14 protein-coding genes are annotated in these 17,165 nt (G+C 57.8%); 3 read left to right on the forward strand and 11 right to left on the reverse strand.

Going from position 1 to position 17,165, the window contains the following annotated elements; genetic code table 11:
• The first annotated feature begins 3 nt into the window (after positions 1-3).
• The 3 genes from ACI0FJ_RS06010 to proC all read left to right on the forward strand — a co-directional run bounded on the left by ACI0FJ_RS06010 (position 4) and on the right by proC (position 2,770).
• Positions 4-1,278, forward strand: coding sequence for a divergent polysaccharide deacetylase family protein (locus ACI0FJ_RS06010; protein ID WP_424300376.1), 1,275 nt, complete (start codon positions 4-6; stop codon positions 1,276-1,278).
• Between the two features lie 264 nt (positions 1,279-1,542).
• Positions 1,543-1,962 (forward strand): nucleoside-diphosphate kinase, encoded by a 420-nt coding sequence (gene ndk / locus ACI0FJ_RS06015; RefSeq protein WP_424300379.1) that lies wholly within the window; start codon positions 1,543-1,545, stop codon positions 1,960-1,962.
• Between the two features lie 4 nt (positions 1,963-1,966).
• Entirely contained in the window at positions 1,967-2,770 is an 804-nt protein-coding gene (gene proC, locus ACI0FJ_RS06020; protein ID WP_424300382.1) for a pyrroline-5-carboxylate reductase, read from the forward strand.
• Positions 2,771-3,338: 568 nt separating this feature from the next.
• Here proC and ACI0FJ_RS06025 read toward each other — a convergent pair.
• The 11 genes from ACI0FJ_RS06025 to ACI0FJ_RS06075 all read right to left on the reverse strand — a co-directional run bounded on the left by ACI0FJ_RS06025 (position 3,339) and on the right by ACI0FJ_RS06075 (position 17,131).
• Positions 3,339-3,740: a MucR family transcriptional regulator gene (locus ACI0FJ_RS06025; protein ID WP_424300385.1), complete on the reverse strand. Its 402-nt coding sequence runs from the start codon at positions 3,738-3,740 to the stop codon at positions 3,339-3,341.
• 558 nt (positions 3,741-4,298) lie between these two features.
• Positions 4,299-5,252 (reverse strand): adenosylcobinamide-phosphate synthase CbiB, encoded by a 954-nt coding sequence (gene cbiB, locus ACI0FJ_RS06030; RefSeq protein ID WP_424300388.1) that lies wholly within the window; start codon positions 5,250-5,252, stop codon positions 4,299-4,301.
• 443 nt (positions 5,253-5,695) lie between these two features.
• Complete coding sequence (locus tag ACI0FJ_RS06035; protein WP_424300391.1) at positions 5,696-6,994, reverse strand: (Fe-S)-binding protein; 1,299 nt, start codon at positions 6,992-6,994, stop codon at positions 5,696-5,698.
• Between the two features lie 111 nt (positions 6,995-7,105).
• The gene (locus ACI0FJ_RS06040; RefSeq protein ID WP_424300393.1) at positions 7,106-8,056 is read right to left on the reverse strand and encodes a universal stress protein; all 951 of its coding nucleotides are present in this window, start codon (positions 8,054-8,056) and stop codon (positions 7,106-7,108) included.
• A gap of 62 nt (positions 8,057-8,118) precedes the next feature.
• On the reverse strand, positions 8,119-9,018 hold the full coding sequence (locus ACI0FJ_RS06045) for a CoB--CoM heterodisulfide reductase iron-sulfur subunit B family protein (RefSeq protein ID WP_424300396.1): 900 nt from the start codon (positions 9,016-9,018) through the stop codon (positions 8,119-8,121).
• Positions 9,015-9,593 (reverse strand): 4Fe-4S dicluster domain-containing protein, encoded by a 579-nt coding sequence (locus ACI0FJ_RS06050; protein WP_424300399.1) that lies wholly within the window; start codon positions 9,591-9,593, stop codon positions 9,015-9,017. Before ACI0FJ_RS06050 ends, ACI0FJ_RS06045 begins: the two co-directional genes overlap by 4 nt.
• A 29-nt stretch (positions 9,594-9,622) precedes the next feature.
• A complete protein-coding gene (locus ACI0FJ_RS06055) occupies positions 9,623-13,096 on the reverse strand; it encodes an FAD-dependent oxidoreductase (RefSeq protein ID WP_424300402.1) in 3,474 nt (1,157 codons plus the stop codon).
• 52 nt (positions 13,097-13,148) lie between these two features.
• Complete coding sequence (locus tag ACI0FJ_RS06060) at positions 13,149-14,273, reverse strand: 4Fe-4S binding protein (RefSeq protein WP_424300405.1); 1,125 nt, start codon at positions 14,271-14,273, stop codon at positions 13,149-13,151.
• Between the two features lie 15 nt (positions 14,274-14,288).
• A complete protein-coding gene (locus tag ACI0FJ_RS06065) occupies positions 14,289-14,717 on the reverse strand; it encodes a hydrogenase iron-sulfur subunit (RefSeq protein WP_424300408.1) in 429 nt (142 codons plus the stop codon).
• A 21-nt stretch (positions 14,718-14,738) separates the two neighbouring features.
• Complete coding sequence (locus tag ACI0FJ_RS06070; RefSeq protein ID WP_424300411.1) at positions 14,739-16,817, reverse strand: 4Fe-4S binding protein; 2,079 nt, start codon at positions 16,815-16,817, stop codon at positions 14,739-14,741.
• A 35-nt stretch (positions 16,818-16,852) separates the two neighbouring features.
• Complete coding sequence (locus tag ACI0FJ_RS06075) at positions 16,853-17,131, reverse strand: transposase (RefSeq protein ID WP_424300414.1); 279 nt, start codon at positions 17,129-17,131, stop codon at positions 16,853-16,855.
• Positions 17,132-17,165 lie beyond the last annotated feature (34 nt).

Consider the following 17,165-nt stretch of genomic DNA (forward strand, 5'->3'; position numbering starts at 1 on the left):
AATATGGACGAACAGAACCAAGACAACGGTCAACGGCCCGCGCCCCAAAAGCGCGGGCCGTTTTTGCAGGCAGGCCTTTGGGCCATTCTTATTCTCGCCTTTCTGGGGACGTGTTGGGCCGCGTATTCGCTGCTGTTCCCCACACAGCCCGAGCAAGCCGCCACCAACCGGACGGCAACGGAAGCGGAGACTTCCGGCGGACAACATGCCCAGTTCGAGGAGTTACCCGCACACGGGCTGGAGCAAGGCATCCGCACCATAGACCTGACCCTGTTGGAAGCCATTCGCAAAAGCGGTCTGAACGCCACCGTCGTGGACATTGCTTCGGTCGACCGGCGCAGCCACGGCAATGACGAGTATTTCCATCAGGTGATCCGCATCAACGCTCCTGCCCGGGGCCGGGAAATCATGGATATGCTCAATGCAACATTGAGCGAGATGGTCCCCCCCGCAGACGTGGTCAATGTGGAAGGCGGCAAATCGCGCATTTTCCTGGACGGCCTGGAAACTCACGAAGTGCTTTTCAGCTCTCCGGAATTCAAACTTCCGCCGCGCCCGGCCCTGCCCGAAGGCCCCAAGCTGGCCCTGGTCATCGACGACATGGGGGAAGATCTGCCCCTGGCGCACCGTCTTGCAGCGCTCAACCGCCCCATAACTTTCGCCATCTGGCCGCGCGCTTCGCATACCAAAGCCACCTGCGATCTGGCGACGAGCAATGGTGTGGAAATCCTCATCCACCAGCCCATGGAACCGCTCAGCTATCCCAAGGCCAAACCCGGGCCGGGTGCCGTATTCGCAGACACTCCCGACGCCCAGATGCGACAGATGGTCGAAGAAAATATCGCCCTTGTGCCCGGTGCCGTCGGCATGAACAACCACATGGGATCACGTTTCACCGAGAGCCGCGAAAAAATGGTTCAGGTTCTTTCCGTTCTCAAGCGGCATGGCCTGTTTTTTCTGGACAGCGCCACAACTCCGCATTCGGCAGTTCACCAAGCCACCAACCAGGTTGGCATGCCATACCTGCGCCGCCAGGTGTTTCTGGACAACCTGGCCGAGGTGGGAGCCATCCGGCACCAACTGGAAAAGGCCGAGAAACTCGCTCTTTCCAACGGACAGGCCATAGCCATCGGCCATCCTCATCCGGAAACGGTACAGGCCATCGAGGAGTGGCTCCCGAACGTGAACGCCACACTGCAGCTTGTCCGGGTAAGCGATTTGCTGCCCCGCCCCAAGCAGGCCACTGAAAAATTGGAAGAAAAGAATCTGGACAATTGACAAGGAGCCCCTCTCCCACCAATATGAGCGCGCTGCAAACTGCGGGAACTGGGTGTTCCCGCGGACACCGCGCCGCGACGCAATGTTCAGGGGGAGCGTTGCGACACGTTCAGGCTGAAGAAATCACCGTACTCCGGTGACACGCAGGCCCAGCGGAAGGTTCATTCCGCAAACGTATCCTGCACAAATGTGAGGGAACCCACCCTGGCAGCAGGTAACACGGCGCAGACGTATAAACCAGAACAGCAAGGGAAGGAGTTGACCATGTCCGAACGTACATTTTCCATCATCAAGCCCGATGCCGTTGAACGCAACCTGCAGGGCGCAATCATCAAGATGATTCAGGATTCCGGCCTGAAAATCGTGGGCATGAAGATGATCCACATGAGCCGCAAACAAGCCGAAGGCTTTTACGCCGTACACAAGGAACGGCCCTTTTTCGGCAGCCTGTGCGACTACATGTGCTCCGGTCCGGTCGTCGTTTCTGTGCTGGAAGGCGAAAACGCCATTTCCCGCTACCGTACCCTGATGGGCGCGACCAACCCGGAAAACGCGGATGAAGGCACCATTCGCAAGTGTTTCGCCGTAGACATCGAGAAAAACTCGGTCCACGGTTCCGACGCTCCGGAAACTGCCGCAATAGAAATTCCTTATTTTTTCAGCAACCTGGAACTCGTAGGATAACATCATGGCTAACATCGGATTCATCGGCGCGGGCAACATGGGATCGGCAATCATGACCAGACTGGCTGCCGGATCGCACAAGCTGGCCGCCTTCGACCTGGACACTGCCAAACTGGACATACTGGCGTCCAAAGGAATTCGTTCCGCAAAGAGTCTCGTGGAGCTGGCCCAGGGATCCGACTTCATCGTCCTGGCGGTCAAACCCCAGCATCTCCCCTCGGTAGTGGAGCAGCTCCGGCCCGAGCTCGACGAAAACAAGCGGATCATTTCCATTGCCGCAGGCATTTCCCTGTCTAGCCTGGCACAATTTGTTGACGATGCATGTCCGGTCATCCGGGTCATGCCCAACACTCCGGCCATGGTCGGCAAGGGCTGCTCGGCCATCTGCTTCGCCCCTGGCGAAACGCGCATTACCCAGGAAGACAAGGAGACAGTGCAAGGCATCTTCCAGACCGTGGGAACCGTGCACCTTCTGGCGGAAAAAGACATCGACGCCTTTACCGCCGTTGTGGGATCGGGCCCGGCTTATGTCTTCTACTTTATGGATGCAGCCATCGAAGCCGCAGTACGCCTCGGCCTGCCGCGGCCCGTGGCCTCGGATATGGTCAAGACCCTGTTTTCCGGTTCCAGCACCCTGGCCGAACAAAGCGAGTTCAGCCCCGTGGAACTGCGGGAAATGGTTTCCAGCCCTGCCGGAACAACCATTGAAGCCATCATCCATATGGACCGCATGGGTGTGCGTGGAGACTTCATCGACGCCATCAGCGTTTGCTGCGAACGCAGCAAGGAACTGGGCAAGACCGACTAGCAACCGAAAGCCAAACAAAGGGCTTCAGTTGTCCATAGACTGCAAAAGTCCTCTGACGGAATCATCCGTTGGAGGACTTTCTTTTGCTTCCTTTCTCTCTTGGAAAAAGGACAATTCTTTACAGATACAGTTGGATCGGGATCAACAGCCGGTACAGGTTGAATCGGCAGCCGGATGTACCCACAACGTTCTTACAACTACCATGTGGAAACACGCTTGGATAAATCGAGATATTCACTTGGGGACAAAAAACAAACCCTCGCCAACTGTTTCAAGAGGCGAGGGTTTGAATCTATCGAGGCAACAAAGCATCCGTGCCTTTATCGCCACATGAGGCCGTGCAGGCACGGATGCTTCAAAATATGAAATTACATCCAGAAAAATGGTGCTGCCATTTCTCCCCAAACGAACTGAAACAGGATCTTTGCACATATTTCCGATGCGCAATTCACTTATCCGCCCGAGCACATAGGGAGGCCCTTATATCCCCAAGGATGGAAAGGACCGGCATGGCACGGGTGTTGTTTGCAACACCCAAAAGAGACAAAAAAAGGCTTGTGGAAACAGGCTATTTTGCTGCGCTTTTCGCGGCTCTCTTTTCCCAAAGCTTCATGTCTTTCATCTTTTTGCGGCGTTCGCGCTGCAGAGCCTTGCACACCAAAGCGCTTTTCTTGGCGTAGCCCCACTTTTCACGATACTCTTCAGGAGTAAGGCCGTGTGTTGCCAAATGCTTCTTGGTGAGAATCTTGAAAGCCTTGCCGCACTCAAGGCAAGTAATGGACTTTTCCTTCAGTGCTTTTTTGGGATCTACAAACGGTACGGATTCTTCAGCTGCAAAAGAAGGTTCACCGATATTTTTTATCCCCTCGGACAGGCTTTTGACCATGGAGATAATTTCCTCTTCCGCCATATTCCGCACGCTGGCCTGCGCTTTTACGATTTCAAGCGCTTCTTTAAGATAGTCTTCCATACGTCATACTCCTTTTTGGAAATACTCCATCGGGCCGGGAGGATTCGTTCAACACTTTGAAAGTGTTTTTATCGAAAGGACTCAAAGCCCAAGTAAAGGCCAACTAATATACATAAATTCAAAAATCAATGTATTTATGTTATGCCTATTAAACAGCGATGAGTTGAACAACAAATCAAAATACAAGTTTGAAAGTTAAATCCCCTTCAAGGCCGGATTGCGTTGATACAAAGAATTGTGATTGCGCTGCAGATCATGCAGATCAAACATCCTGAGATGCAACAAGGCCGACACTTCATTCGAGGACAAAAAGGAATGCGTTTGAAAAACGACACTTTTATGAACCTGTTTGCAAAGCACCGCAGGGGAAACCGACTTCTAGTACGGATGTACCTTCAAAATTCCCGCCGGAAAAAGGTATAATTATCCCGTCATATATTTCTTGAGGATGACCATCGGTCAGTTCGTTCTCCCAGACAGCACACTATAACGTATTCGGCCCGCCCAAGCGCCTAAGACGCTCCGAGCGGGCCGACAATTCATTCAACGCAATGGCTCTTAAAATGCAGCATAGCGAATCAGAAAGAAATAAACATGCATGAGAAGAAACCCGGCAATTCCGGAAACCATGAGCAAGCGCAGCAAGAGCGACAACGTCTTGTGATCCCACACGCCCTGCTCCGGACCAAGGTGCGGCTTTTCTACGAATTCGCCATCGTATTTCGTCCTGCCGCCCATGGAGGCGGAACACAGCCATGCAACGGTCGCCATGGGCCAGCCAGCGTTGGGGCTTTTCATCTTCGCTGCATCGGCCATGATGGACTCGGCCAGCCCCTTCTTGCCTCTTTTGACGAGCCATGCCCCTCCGGCAAGAAACAACGCGCTCAGACGGGCCGGTATGTAGGCCAGAATATCATCGCCTTTGGCTCCGGCCCACCCCAGCTGTTCAAAACGTTCATTGCGGTAGCCCCACATGGAGTCCATGGTGGAAACCATCTTGTACGTCCACATCAGAGCCGGTCCGCCCAAAAGAAGGAAAAAGGCCGGTGCGATAAAGCCATCGTTGAAATTTTCGCTCAGCGTTTCGGCCAAAGCCTTGCGCATGTCGTTTTCGTCCATGGCGTCAGTATCCCGGGATACCAGCTGGCCGACGCGGTTTCGCGCTCTTTCCAGGTCGTTTTGGTCCAGAAGATGGGAAATCTGTTTGCCTTCCTTGAGCAGCTGACCAAGAGCCAGCCCGCTGTAGGCAAAGTACAGAAAAATGGCCCACCCCAGATAGGGAATGTCCACCAGAAAGTTCACGACGTGGAAGACAACGACCACATTCACCACCAGGCAGAGTATTCCGGCGGCTTTGAGATTTTTCCCCATGAATTTGCGAACGGTCCGTTCTTCCCAGTCCAGGGCTTTCCCCAAGAGTTGCACGGGATGAAAGATGCGTTGCGGATCGCCAAGCAACAGGTCCAGAACAAGTGCAGCAAGTGGAATGAAAAACAGAAGTGCGGTGTCCATACGAATGACCTCATTATCTGCATGGTGTAAGGAACGCCCCCACGCCGTACTTTCAGCAAATACTCCAACGAGAAGAGAACAACGGGAAACGAGGCGTGTGAACATAGGTTAAAAAACATACACCGAAACAAAGTGCAAGAAATCAGATTGATTACAACATCCGATTAATCACTTTATTGTTACAAAAAAACAGAGTTCAAATGCAGGATTCTGGAGCGAAAAAGTATTTCGGCAAAGAAATTGCCAGCCCTTCACAACGCCATAAAACAAATTAAATAAGAAATCCGGGGAGATGGAACCCTCCCCGGAACAATGTGTTTTCCTTAGAATGCCTTGCCCTGCAGCCCAGCATGGTCCTCTGGATATGATGGTTGTTCCCTGTTCCGCATTATGCGACACGAGAATTTGTTTTTTTTCGGAAGAACGCAGCCCTTGTCCCTTTTTCAGCTGCCTGCAACTTCCTTGAGGTCGTCCCCCAGATACTCCCGTTCGTTTTCCCCCAGCATGCCCATGGACAGGCAGATAAGCGTCCACAGATGCACCACCGGAAAATGCGCACCGTAATGTTCGGACAAATCGTGAATCTGGGAATGGCAGTTGTGGCATGGAGCAATGCAGTATTGCGCGCCCGTGGCCATAATCTGGTCGTACTTGCGTTTGCCGTAGGCCCGGCGTGCTTCGCTGTAGCCCGATTGCAGAAAACCGCCGCCTCCGCCGCAGCAATAATTGTTGGAGCGGTTGGGCACCATGTCGATGAAGTTCTCCTCGCCCACCACGCTCTTGACCACAAAACGCAGGTCCTCGGCCACCGGATCGCCAAACGACTTGCGGATCAGCTGGCAGGGGTCCTGGACTGTAAACGTCACCTTGAGATCTCTGTTCCAGTCCGAATTTACAGGGAGTTTTCCCTCGCGAATCCAGCGGGCATACATGCGGATAATGCTTTCAATTTCGAAATCAGCCTTGATGTTGAACTTTTGCAGCCCGTACCGGACTGCGAACATCTCGTGGCCTCACTCGGTGTTGAGCCAGTATTTGCAGCCCAGCTCGTGCACACACTCCACCTTGTTGCGGACCACCTTTTCCCAGGCCTTGTCGTCGGCTAAAAACATGCAGTAGTTTTCCGCGGCCCAGCCCCGGTCGCAATAGGTCCAGTCCGCACCTACGGTATGCAAAATCTTCCACAGCGGAACCATCTCGTCCGGTTCTGTTACGGGCTCACGCGAGTTCTGGTTCAGGTAATACTCGGCTCCCACCTTATTCACACGCACCAGCATGTCCTTGAGGCTGGGGTTGTTTTCCCGCACCTCATCGGCCACGTCCTCCACCACGAATTTGAAATCCTCGGCAGAAGCTCCCATGGCGCTGTTTGTCGGCGTGCCAAGGGCCACGTCGCATGATCCGCGTATGCCTTTGGGACGGTCCTCTCGCGGCCACATGGCCCGTGCTTCGTAAATGATCTGCGGAATGTTGATCTGCATGGGACAGGCATAGATGCACCGCTGGCACATGGTGCACATCCACACCCAGGGCGTGGCCGCTATCTCCTCGTCCATCCCCAAAACAGCCATGCGCAGAAATTTGCGCGGGTCCATGTCCTCCAGCCCGGAAGCCGGACAGCCTGCGGAGCACAGCCCGCAGGTGAGACAATGGTTGAGGTTGCCGCCCTCGGGCAGCAGCTCCATGACCTTGTCCCGGAACACGCTCTTGCCATCGGTGATGCGAACGGCTGATTCGCCCATGATGCCCTCCCTGCCAAGACGCGGCGGTAGTTTAAAGCATCGACCGCCCACCAGTTGTGAGCGCAGGCAGTATTGCGGAGGCCGCCACAACGGCAGCCCCCGCGAACCGCGCTATACGGTTTCAGTTTCCTTCACGTTCACCACGTCGCCACTCTGGTCGTACATCAGGCCGCAGCGCAGGTCGAAGTGACGGTTCACGCTCATGGTGGGGCAGCTGGCATTGAGGGCAACCTGGGCAACAGTGGAGCCCATGAACGCCTTTTCAGGATCGGATTCCTTGGAATGGTGGGCCATGATGATCAGATCGGCCTTCTTGAGGCGCGAGAGCTTGAGGATTTCCATGGACGGCTTGCCTTCCCAGCACTCGAAGCCGCAGTTTTCGATGCCGCGTACCCGTGCGCCGTACATGTCTTCCATCCGCCGCCTGGTCTCGTTAATGGCCTGTTCAATGGCCGTCTGGGACGGTGTCTGTCCGCTGTTCCAGGTTTCCAGTTCAATTCCGTTGAAGACGGTCAGGTCGGCCTTGTACTGGCGCGCCATCTGGCCGCCGTAGCTTACGGCGCAATCGGCCTGTTCCGAGAAGTCCGTAGCCACCACGATATTATGGAAGTTGTGTTCGCCGTACGGGGTCTGGCGTGTGACCACCATGACCGGGCAGCGGGCCTTCTGACTGACGCGCTCCAGGGTGCTGCCGGCCATGCCCCACATCTTGGACCGCTTTTCCGCGTACTCCTTGGTGTGGGGGCCCATAATGATGAGGTCCGAGTTCTTCTTGCGGGCCAGCCGCAGAATTTCGGCATGCGGCATGCCGGGAATGACGTCGATTTCGTAGTGTTCCAGCCCCTTGAGCTTTTCCTTGTAATGGTCCTCAATCTGCGCCTTGATCTTTTCGGCTTCACCCGACGGAATAAGGTGCTCTATGGAACCCCAGCCCTGCGCCATGCCACACACATGGACGATATAGAGCTTGGCGTCGAAGCGCTGCGCGAACCCGAAGGCTGCGTCAGCCGCACATTCACAAATTTCCGAAGGCGTTACTGCCAACACGATGTCCTTAAACATGGCTGTCCTCCTTGGGTTGCAGGACTTGCGGACAATACCGCGGACATATCCTCATCACCCGTTTATGCAGGTTCGGTCGCTGCAGCCGCCGCTCCCGCAAAAAGTATCTCCTCCAAACGCGTGGTCATGGTCAGGTTGGTGCCAAGACGCATGGCCGAAGCGCTCATGCCCATGGCAAGCCCCATGATCTGGGGCAGGTACAGCACAGGCACCTCCTGCCTGTGTCCTCCCGCCCTGGACGCCTCCCGCTGGTAGGCTTCCAGATTCATCTGGCACATGGGACAGACAGTGGCGATGACGTCCGCATCTGCCGCCGCATCCAAAATGCGGTTTACAGAAACCAGAGCGGCTTTACGCTTGGTGGCCATAAGCGAGGCCCCACAGCACTTCCCGGCCTGGTCCCAATCCAGACTCCGCGCTCCCATGGCCCGAATGATCGGCTCCATGGAGCAGGGACGCTCAGGATCGTCGAACACCGGATAAGGCCGCAAAATCTGACATCCGTAGTATGGGGCAATAACCAGGCCTTCCATGGGATGCGATACCGACTGCCGAATGTTGTCCTCGCCAAAGTCGTTCAGCAGCACATCCAGCAAATGGCGCACCCGTCCGGTAAACTCGTAGTGCATGCCCTCAATATCCAAAATCTCGTCCAGCTGTACGGCCAGTTCCTTGTCGTGCTGCACTTCCTGGGTAACGCGCAGATGGTTCAGGTAGCAGGCGCTGCATGGCACCAGCACGTCCGCTCCCGGCATCTGCTGCTGGCTGAGCACCAGATTGCGGGCGGGCAGACTGTAGGAAAGGAGCCTGCTGACCGAATCCACGGCACTGGCCCCACAGCAGGTCCAGTCCTCGATCTCACGCAAATCGCTTCCCAATCCGGCCATGACCAGACGGGTGGACACATCGAACTCGCTGGCGCTTTCCGTAAGCGAACATCCCGGATAGTAAGCGTACATCATGGCAGCTTCTCCATTTCGGCAACCTTGGCAAACATAAGCGCCAGCTTGCCCTTCCCCTTGTAGTGGGAGGCCGCCAGCGGATGTATCTTGCCAGCGACCATCATGCGCATGCCCAAAGGGGCAAACTGCAAGGGCAGCAACGGGTCCTTCATCTCCATGAAATACTCCGTCATCAGCCCGGTTTCACGCACCCGCCCGTTCCTGCGAATGTTGTCCACAAACACACGGTAAAAACCGGTCTTCCTGTTTTGCTCCCTGGTTCCGCAAGCCGAGGAAAGGCGCTTCAGCGCGGACATGCCCTCGGTGACGGAAATGCCGCGCGGACATCGCACCGTGCAGGTGTAGCAGGACGAACAAAGGGCGTAGGTCTTGCTGGCAAGAACTTCTTCCAGTTGGCCGGAAACCACCTTGCGCCACATGGCCCGGGGCGAAATGTCCATGGAGTGCACATTGGGGCAGCCCGCCGAACACGTACCGCACTGCATGCAGCCATTGACCATTTCACGCAGTTCGGCAAAGGCCTTCCGGACCGTCTCTTCCTTGTCGCATCGGGACATGCCTTGACGCGCGCTCATACAGACTCCTTCCGGTGCCGCCACCGGTGTCAGACCTTTTCTGTTTCCTTCCTGCCCGCCACCACGCCCATAAGCGCCGAGTCGATGACCGCCATGATCTGCTCGTCCCGGAACCCGCGCATGACGCTGGCGCTGTTGGGACAGACCGCCGTACACGATCCGCACCCCTGGCAGAGCAGCTCGTCCACCACAATACGGTCGTGTTCCATATCCATACGGCGAGCGCCGTACGGGCAGACATCAATGCACAGGCCGCAGCGCGAGCAGAGTGTCTGGCGGACCTCGGCCACCACGTTTCCGCAGGTCAGGCGCTGTTCCGAAAGAATGCGCATGGACCGTTGAGCCGCGGCCTTGGCCGAGGCTATGGTCTCACTCATGTTTCCCGGAGCACGGGCCACACCGCAGGTGAACACCCCCTGCTTGAGGAAATCCACCGGACGCCACTTGGATTCGGCCTCACGGAAAAAGCCGAACTGGTCCAGCTCCACGCCGAACATCTCTGCCAGATCGGTTACGTCGTTGGGCTCCAATCCCGCGGACAGCGCCACCAGATCGGGCCGCAGCTCGATTTCACGCTGAAGAACCGGCTCAAAGGCGCGCAGAACAATATGTCCTTCCTCCACGCTTACCTGAGGCGGCCGTTCCGGTACGTAACGGATGAAGACAGCGCCCAGCTTGCGGGCCTCTGTGTAGTATTGCTCGGAAAAACCGTAGCTCATGATGTCGCGATAAAAGACGTAGACCGGCAAATCGGGCCGCTTGCGCTTGAGGTGCAGCAGGTTCTTGAGAGCGGAAGCGCAACAGATCCGGCTGCAATAGTTGCGGTCCTCGGTGCGCGAACGCCAACACTGGATCATGGCCACGCTGTTCAGAGAGCCGGTGTCGATTTCACCGGAGGCCAGCTTGTGTTCCAGCTCCAATTGGCTGTAGACGTTCTTATGTACGCGATATCCGTACTCATAAATACGCGACTCGTGCCCCCCCGTTGCCAGGATGCTCACCCCGTGCTCCACGGGCAGTGCGCCGTCGTCCGTGGACACCACGCTCATGAACCGCCCTGCCCGTCCCATGGAAAGGACGACACGGGCATCGGTGTGCACGGTGATGTTGGGATGCTTGCGCACCTGCTCCACCAGCTCCAGCATGTGATGCTGGGGATCGTTCCCTTCCAGGGTGTAACGGAGATTCATGGCGTTGCCGCCCAACTCCTCGGCACGTTCCACCAGAGTTACCGAGTAGCCGTGGTCGGCAATGCTCATGGCCGCGGTCATTCCGGCCAGTCCGCCACCCACCACCAGAGCCTGCCGGACCACCTGCTGGGGCGGTGGCAGAGGCGAAGGGTCGGCACGTTCCAGCCTGGATGCAGCCATGGACAACCGCGAAAGCACGTTGTCGAACACGGCCTCGCGGGTGGTCTCGTCCATACCCACCACCGGAGTATAAATGTCCACCACGTCCATAAGTGACGGATTGAGTTGCAACTCCCGTCCCAGTTCACGCAACTTGGGCACGTAGGCGTACGGCATGCACGCACCAATGACGATACGGTTGGGGGCCAGCTCTTCGGTCAATTCCCGTATCTGCGCCCAGCCTTCGCCTGTGCATGTACGCTTTATGCGAGCAACGCCCACGACCGAACTGATATTGCGCAGCCGCTCTTCCAGGGCGTCCATGTCCAAACTGTTTTCCAGCGTCGGACAGTCGTGACACAGGGCAATGAAGGTCCGCGCCCGCTTGCGCGAAACATCACGGTATTCGGGTTCTGGATCGGGGGTGCGTTCCTTGAGCGGCGAATAGAGATTGATAAGCCGGGAAGCTCCGGCCGCTGCCGCCCCAGCCGTGATGACGCTTTCCGCGATGTCGCGCGGCGCACCGGCCGAACCTGCGGCGAAAACGCCCAGCCGCGTGGTGCGCGAGGGGCCGAATTCCTCGGTCAGCAAAAAGCCGTGGCTGTTGCGTTCCACACCCGCTGCCTCGGCCAGGCGGGCCGCATTCCGGGGCGGACGCGCCCCGACAGCCAGCACCATCATATCGAACTTTTCAGGAACCAGCTGGCCGTCGCTGTTCATGTATTCCACGGCCAGCTCCCCCTGCGGATTGAGCGGGTCGGCCGCAATAACAGAATGGATGCGGCTGTTGATAAGACGCACGCCGTTCCTCTCGGCCTTGGCCTTGTAGCTCTCGAACTCCTTACCAAAGGTCCGCATATCCATGTAAAAGACGGTCATCTCCACATCGGGTCCAAGGGCCTTGCGAGCCAGCATGGCTTCCTTGAGCGAAATCATGCAGCAGATGGACGAGCAATAGTTTGCACCGGTCTTGAGATCTCGCGAACCGACACATTGTAGCCAGGCGATACGCTTGGGCTTGCGGCCCGTGCCCGGAATTTCCAGCTTGCCGCCGGTAGGCCCGGTACCGCTGAGCATGCGCTCGAACTCCACGGAAGTGACCACGCCCGGATACTGTCCATAGCCCAGCACATCGGCCACACCGTTGGGGTCGTTGGACGGATCGTAGCAGGAAAAGCCTGTTGCCAGGATGACGGAGACCACGTCCAGGTCGAGCATGTCGTCGGAAACAAGCCGCATGTAGAGCTTGTCCAGCCAGGGGACAAACCGCTTATGCACGAACGGACGCACCGCATATTCCAACACGCCCATGCGCAACAATTCGGCGGCATCCTCACGCTGTTCTGTCGTTCCCACCAGCACGATGGGAAGGCCGGGATTATATTCCAGGCAGCGGGAAACCACGCGTTCCAGGTCCACGCCGGGAGTATCCATGTCCAGCAGCAGCATGGATACGTTGCCTCCGCCTGTCACCTTGTCCAGAACCTCATCCCCCGTGGCTGCATGGTCCAGCGGGAAGTTCAGATCTCCCAGCCATTGGACCAGCTCGGCGTAGCCCTTCTCGTCCGTACCGGCCACAAGAATGTTGAATTCTTTGCGCTGGTCGAAGAAGAAATCGATGGCCCCTGTGGGGCAGGCCTCGTGGCACTGCCAACAGCGGACGCAATTATCCAGATCCACCACATAATGGTTAGGAATGTTGTGCGGCACGGGAAGGTGGGCTGCGCCGCGCATGCTCAGCCCGGCGTTGAACTCGTTGGGCACGCGCACCGGGCAGATGGCCTCGCATTCGCCGCAGCCTATGCACCGAGACGGGTCCACAAAGGTGGACCGCTTGCGCAGCCGTGCCTGAAACTTGCCGGGCTCGCCTTCCAGTCGGTCCAATTCCGTGGACAGGTACAGGTCGATGTTCTTGTGAAAAAGCCCCTTGCGCATGCAGAACTGGCTGGAGGAGTCGCGTTCCGCCAAAGGAAGCATCTTGCACATGCCGCAGTGGTCGCTGGGGAATTGGTGGTCAAGCTGGGCGAGGATGCCGCCCAGATGCGGCGCAGCATCTATAAGCGCCACCTTTTGGCCGGTTTCGGCCAAATCCAGGGCTGCCCGGATGCCTCCTATTCCGGCTCCAACCACCAGGGCTGCGTAACTCTTTCTCATGATCTGCGCTCCTTGCCTCTCCCTGTCGGAATGCCCGCAGGATGACGAACGTTCAATCCACCATTCCTCCGGTAACCTCGGCGAATTCCTTCTCCTGAAACACGGTAAGGGGCGGAGGCTCTTCCAGACTGCGCCCGGCTTGATAATCAAAGGCATTCTGAACGCCATGGGCCACGGTGCGGAACAGCTCCATAACCGGCACGTTGTTGGGGCAGGCATTGGAACACTGTCCGCATCCCACGCAGGAGGCGCTCATGTGGGCCAATCTGGTCATGTGGTAGAACAGGGTATCCGTGGGCATGCGAATGGCCCCCCGCGTCTGCGCCCAGGTCTGGTACTGCCAGGGCTTGTGGTCGAAGACGTCGGTAACGAAAACGCATTCCTTGCAGTAGCAAACCGGGCAGGCCACCCGGCAGTTGTAGCAATTGATGCAGCTGGAAAGATAATCGGCCAGCTTGGGCATGCTTTCCACGGCTTGGGAAGTTTCTGCAAACATGGCGTCGCGAAAGGCCGTGCGTTCCTCTATGAGCTGCTGCACGGCGTTGTTCCGTGCGCTCTGGTCGCCCGCATCGGGCAGTCCCAGCCGATTGATCAGCCCTTCGCCGCGTGGCGTCTTGGCCACCAAAGGCAGGCAATCCCCCATGTCCGCGCCCAGCGTGCCAATAATCAGGTCCGCCTCTTCGGGCACGGGGTGCTCGCAGGCCTTGCAGGCCTTGGCAAGCTGCGTATCCCCTCCCCCGGAGGCCAAAAATTCACGGCTGGCCTCCTCGGGATTGCGCCCGTTCAACCAAACAGGATACTGCATGTTTTCCACCGCTCCCATACAGTCCACGCCGATGAGCAGAACGTTTTCCATGCTGCCCTGGTTGAGTTTGACCAGCTCCACAAAGGCCCGTATTTCGCAGGGACGCAGCACGGCCACGCCCATTCCGTCGGTCTCGCCGTTGGTCAAGCGGGCCACCAGCTTGGCCGCGTTGAGCGGATAGTACGGGCTGAACGGGTCCGCGCTCTGCAGGGCCGAAGGATCGGTGACGAGCGACGGCATGACCGTGTTGCCTCCGTGTCGGGGCACCAGGATGGACTGTGCCTCGCCCTTTTCCAGCAGCGTTGCCAGGAAATCGCGCACAGCGCCCATGGCTCCGCCTTCTCCGATATTCAGTCTGGCTGTGGTTCCCATGGTCGGCTTTCCTCCTTAAACAACCTGCATCCCGGCGGCTTCGCCCGGACCGAGTTCGCGAATTTCCTCCACCAGATGGTTCACGGTTTCGGCAAACTCGTTGCCCTCACTGGCGCCCACCCAGGTCAGCTTCACCCGGCGCTCGTCAATGCCGAACCGTCCCAGAATCTCCTTGAGCAGCTTTACCCGGCGCCGCGCCTTGTAATTGCCGTTGATGTAGTGGCAATCGCCCGGATGGCAGCCGCTGATGAGCACGCCGTCCGCCCCGGAAAGCAGCGACTTGATGATGTACTTGGGGTCCACCATCCCGGTGCACATCATGCGCACCAGCCGGACATTGGGCGACTGGACCATGCGCGCCGTACCGGCCAGGTCGGCCGCGGTATACGTGCACCAGTTGCAGACAAAGGCCACGATGGTGGGATCAAATCCGTTCTCAGACATTGTCTTCTCCCTCCCGGCGGATTATGCGGTGACGTTTGCGGTTTCTTTGTGTTCCTCTGCCTGCGGCCTGCCAGACGCCTTCCCAGACGAATCACCAGACGGTTCCGCCACCGGCCCGGGCGGCAGGAAGGGATCGAACTCCAGCAGCCCCTCGATTTCAGCGAATATCTGACGTTCGTTAAAGTGCCTGATCTGGGCGGCTCCGCTGGGACAATGCCCGGCGCAACTGCCGCAGCCCTTGCACATGGCCTCGTTGACCACGGACACGCCCCGGCGTTCGTCGAACTCGATGGCCGAGTACGCGCACAGGCCGATGCAGGCCTTGCAGCCGATGCAGATATCCGGGTTGATCCACGATGTGGTCGGAGAGATGTCCACTTCCCCCTTGGCTGCCAAAGCAATGGCCTTGGCAGCAGCCCCGGAAGCATGGGAGACGGCGTCGGGAATATCCTTGGGCCCCTGACAGCTGCCGCCGATGAAGATGCCGTCCGTAGCCGTGGAGACCGGCCCGAGCTTGGGGTGTTCTTCCAGAAAAAAACCGTCCTGCCCCACGGATACGCCGAAGACGCGGGCCACCTCTTCGGCATCGGCCCTGGCCTGCATGGCCGAGCACAGGATGACCATGTCCACAGCCACACGCACCGGCTCGCCCAGCAGGGTGTCTTCCGCCACCACAACCAGCTTGCCTTCCTCTGGAGTGCCCACGCCCCCCTGCACCACTTCGGCTGGCCGGCCGCGCACGAAGTTCACTCCCTCCTTCTGGACCCGATGGAAGAACTCCTCGTAGCCCTTACCGAAACAACGCATGTCGATGTAAAAGTTGGTGACGTCTATATGGTGCCCGACCTTGTCCTTGAGCAGGTGGTCGTACTTGAGCGCGTACATGCAGCATACTCGCGAGCAGTACTCGTGATAGTTGACGTCGCGGCTGCCCACGCAATGAACAATGGCCGCGCTCTGGGGTGGCGTTCCGTCCTTGAGCACGATCTTCCCACCCGTGGGACCGACCGCATTGTTCAGCCGTTCGAACTGCAACGCGGTGTAGACGTTATCCAGCCGCCCGAATCCGTACTGCTTCAGCGGCGTGGGATCGAACACATCGTACCCTGTGGCCAGGATGATGCTGCCCACGTCCAGCTGGATCTCGACCGGCTCCTGATTGAAGTCGATGGCACCGGAAGGACAGTTCTTTTCACAGGCTTTGCAGCGCCCCTTCTGAAAAAAGATGCAGTTATCGGCGTCCACCACCGGCGTATTGGGCACGCTCTGCGGTGAATTACGGAAGATCGCCCGGCGCTTGCCCATGCCTTCCTCGAACTCGCTCTCCACCTTCTTGGGACACTTTTCCAGGCACAAACCGCAGCCCGTGCACTTGTTCATGTCCACATAGCGGGGCTTCATGCGCACCGTGGCCGTGTAGTTGCCTACAAAGCCATTAACTTCCGTAACCTCGCTCCAGGTCATGAGGTTGATATTGGGGTCCTGGGCCACAGCCACCATCTTGGGGGTGGATATACAGGCCGCACAGTCCAGGGTTGGAAAAGTCTTGTCGAACTGGGCCATATGGCCGCCTATGGAAGGTGCGCGCTCCACCAGGTGTACCTTGAGTCCGGACGAGGCGCAGTCGAGCGCCGCCTGGATGCCTGCGATGCCACCACCTACAACCAGAATGTCGGGATGCACATGTTCCTGGCGGGAGAAGAGTTCTTCGTGATGGTTGACCCTGTCCACGGCTCCGGCCACCAGATGCATGGCCTTGGTGGTGGCTTCGTCCGGGTCCTCCGTGACCCAGGAGCAATGCTCCCGGATACAGGTCATGTGAAAAAGGTAGGGATTGAGTCCGCCCCGCAGGCAGGCGTTGCGAAAGGTCTTTTCGTGTAACCGGGGCGAACAAGAGGCCACCACAACCCGGTTGAGCCCCATGTTGCGGATGTCGTTGATGATCATGTCCTGACCGGGATCGGAGCACATGAACTTGTAGTCCCGGGCCACGGTCACGTTGCGCAGGGTTGCGGCAAACCCGGCCACGGCTTCGGGATTCACCTTTCCCGCAATGTTTGTCCCGCAATGACAGACATACACTCCGATTCGGTTGGCCATGGCATGATCTCCCTGGTTTGCTCGTTCCTATTGCGTCAGCGTTTTCCCGGATCACTCCCGTTGTGCAGGGCCAGGGTAAGCTCCCCGACCAGCCGTTTGAGCCGCTCATTTTCCCTTTGCAAAGCGGCGACGTCCTGGTCGGGACGGTTTGCTTCAAACACAGTGGGCGAGCGTTCCAGCAAAATTTCGCGCCAGCGGTAATACTGGCTGGGACACAGGCCAAACTCGTTACACAACTCGCCCACAGGTCTGCCACTCAGCCCTTCCAGAACGATATGCGCCTTGGTTTCCGGATCCCATTTTCTGCGCTTCACGTCGGCTCCCCGCAAATGTCCCAGCAAATATCCC

The sequence above is a fragment of the Desulfovibrio sp. 7SRBS1 genome (assembly GCF_049723905.1).
Classification (GTDB): domain Bacteria; phylum Desulfobacterota; class Desulfovibrionia; order Desulfovibrionales; family Desulfovibrionaceae.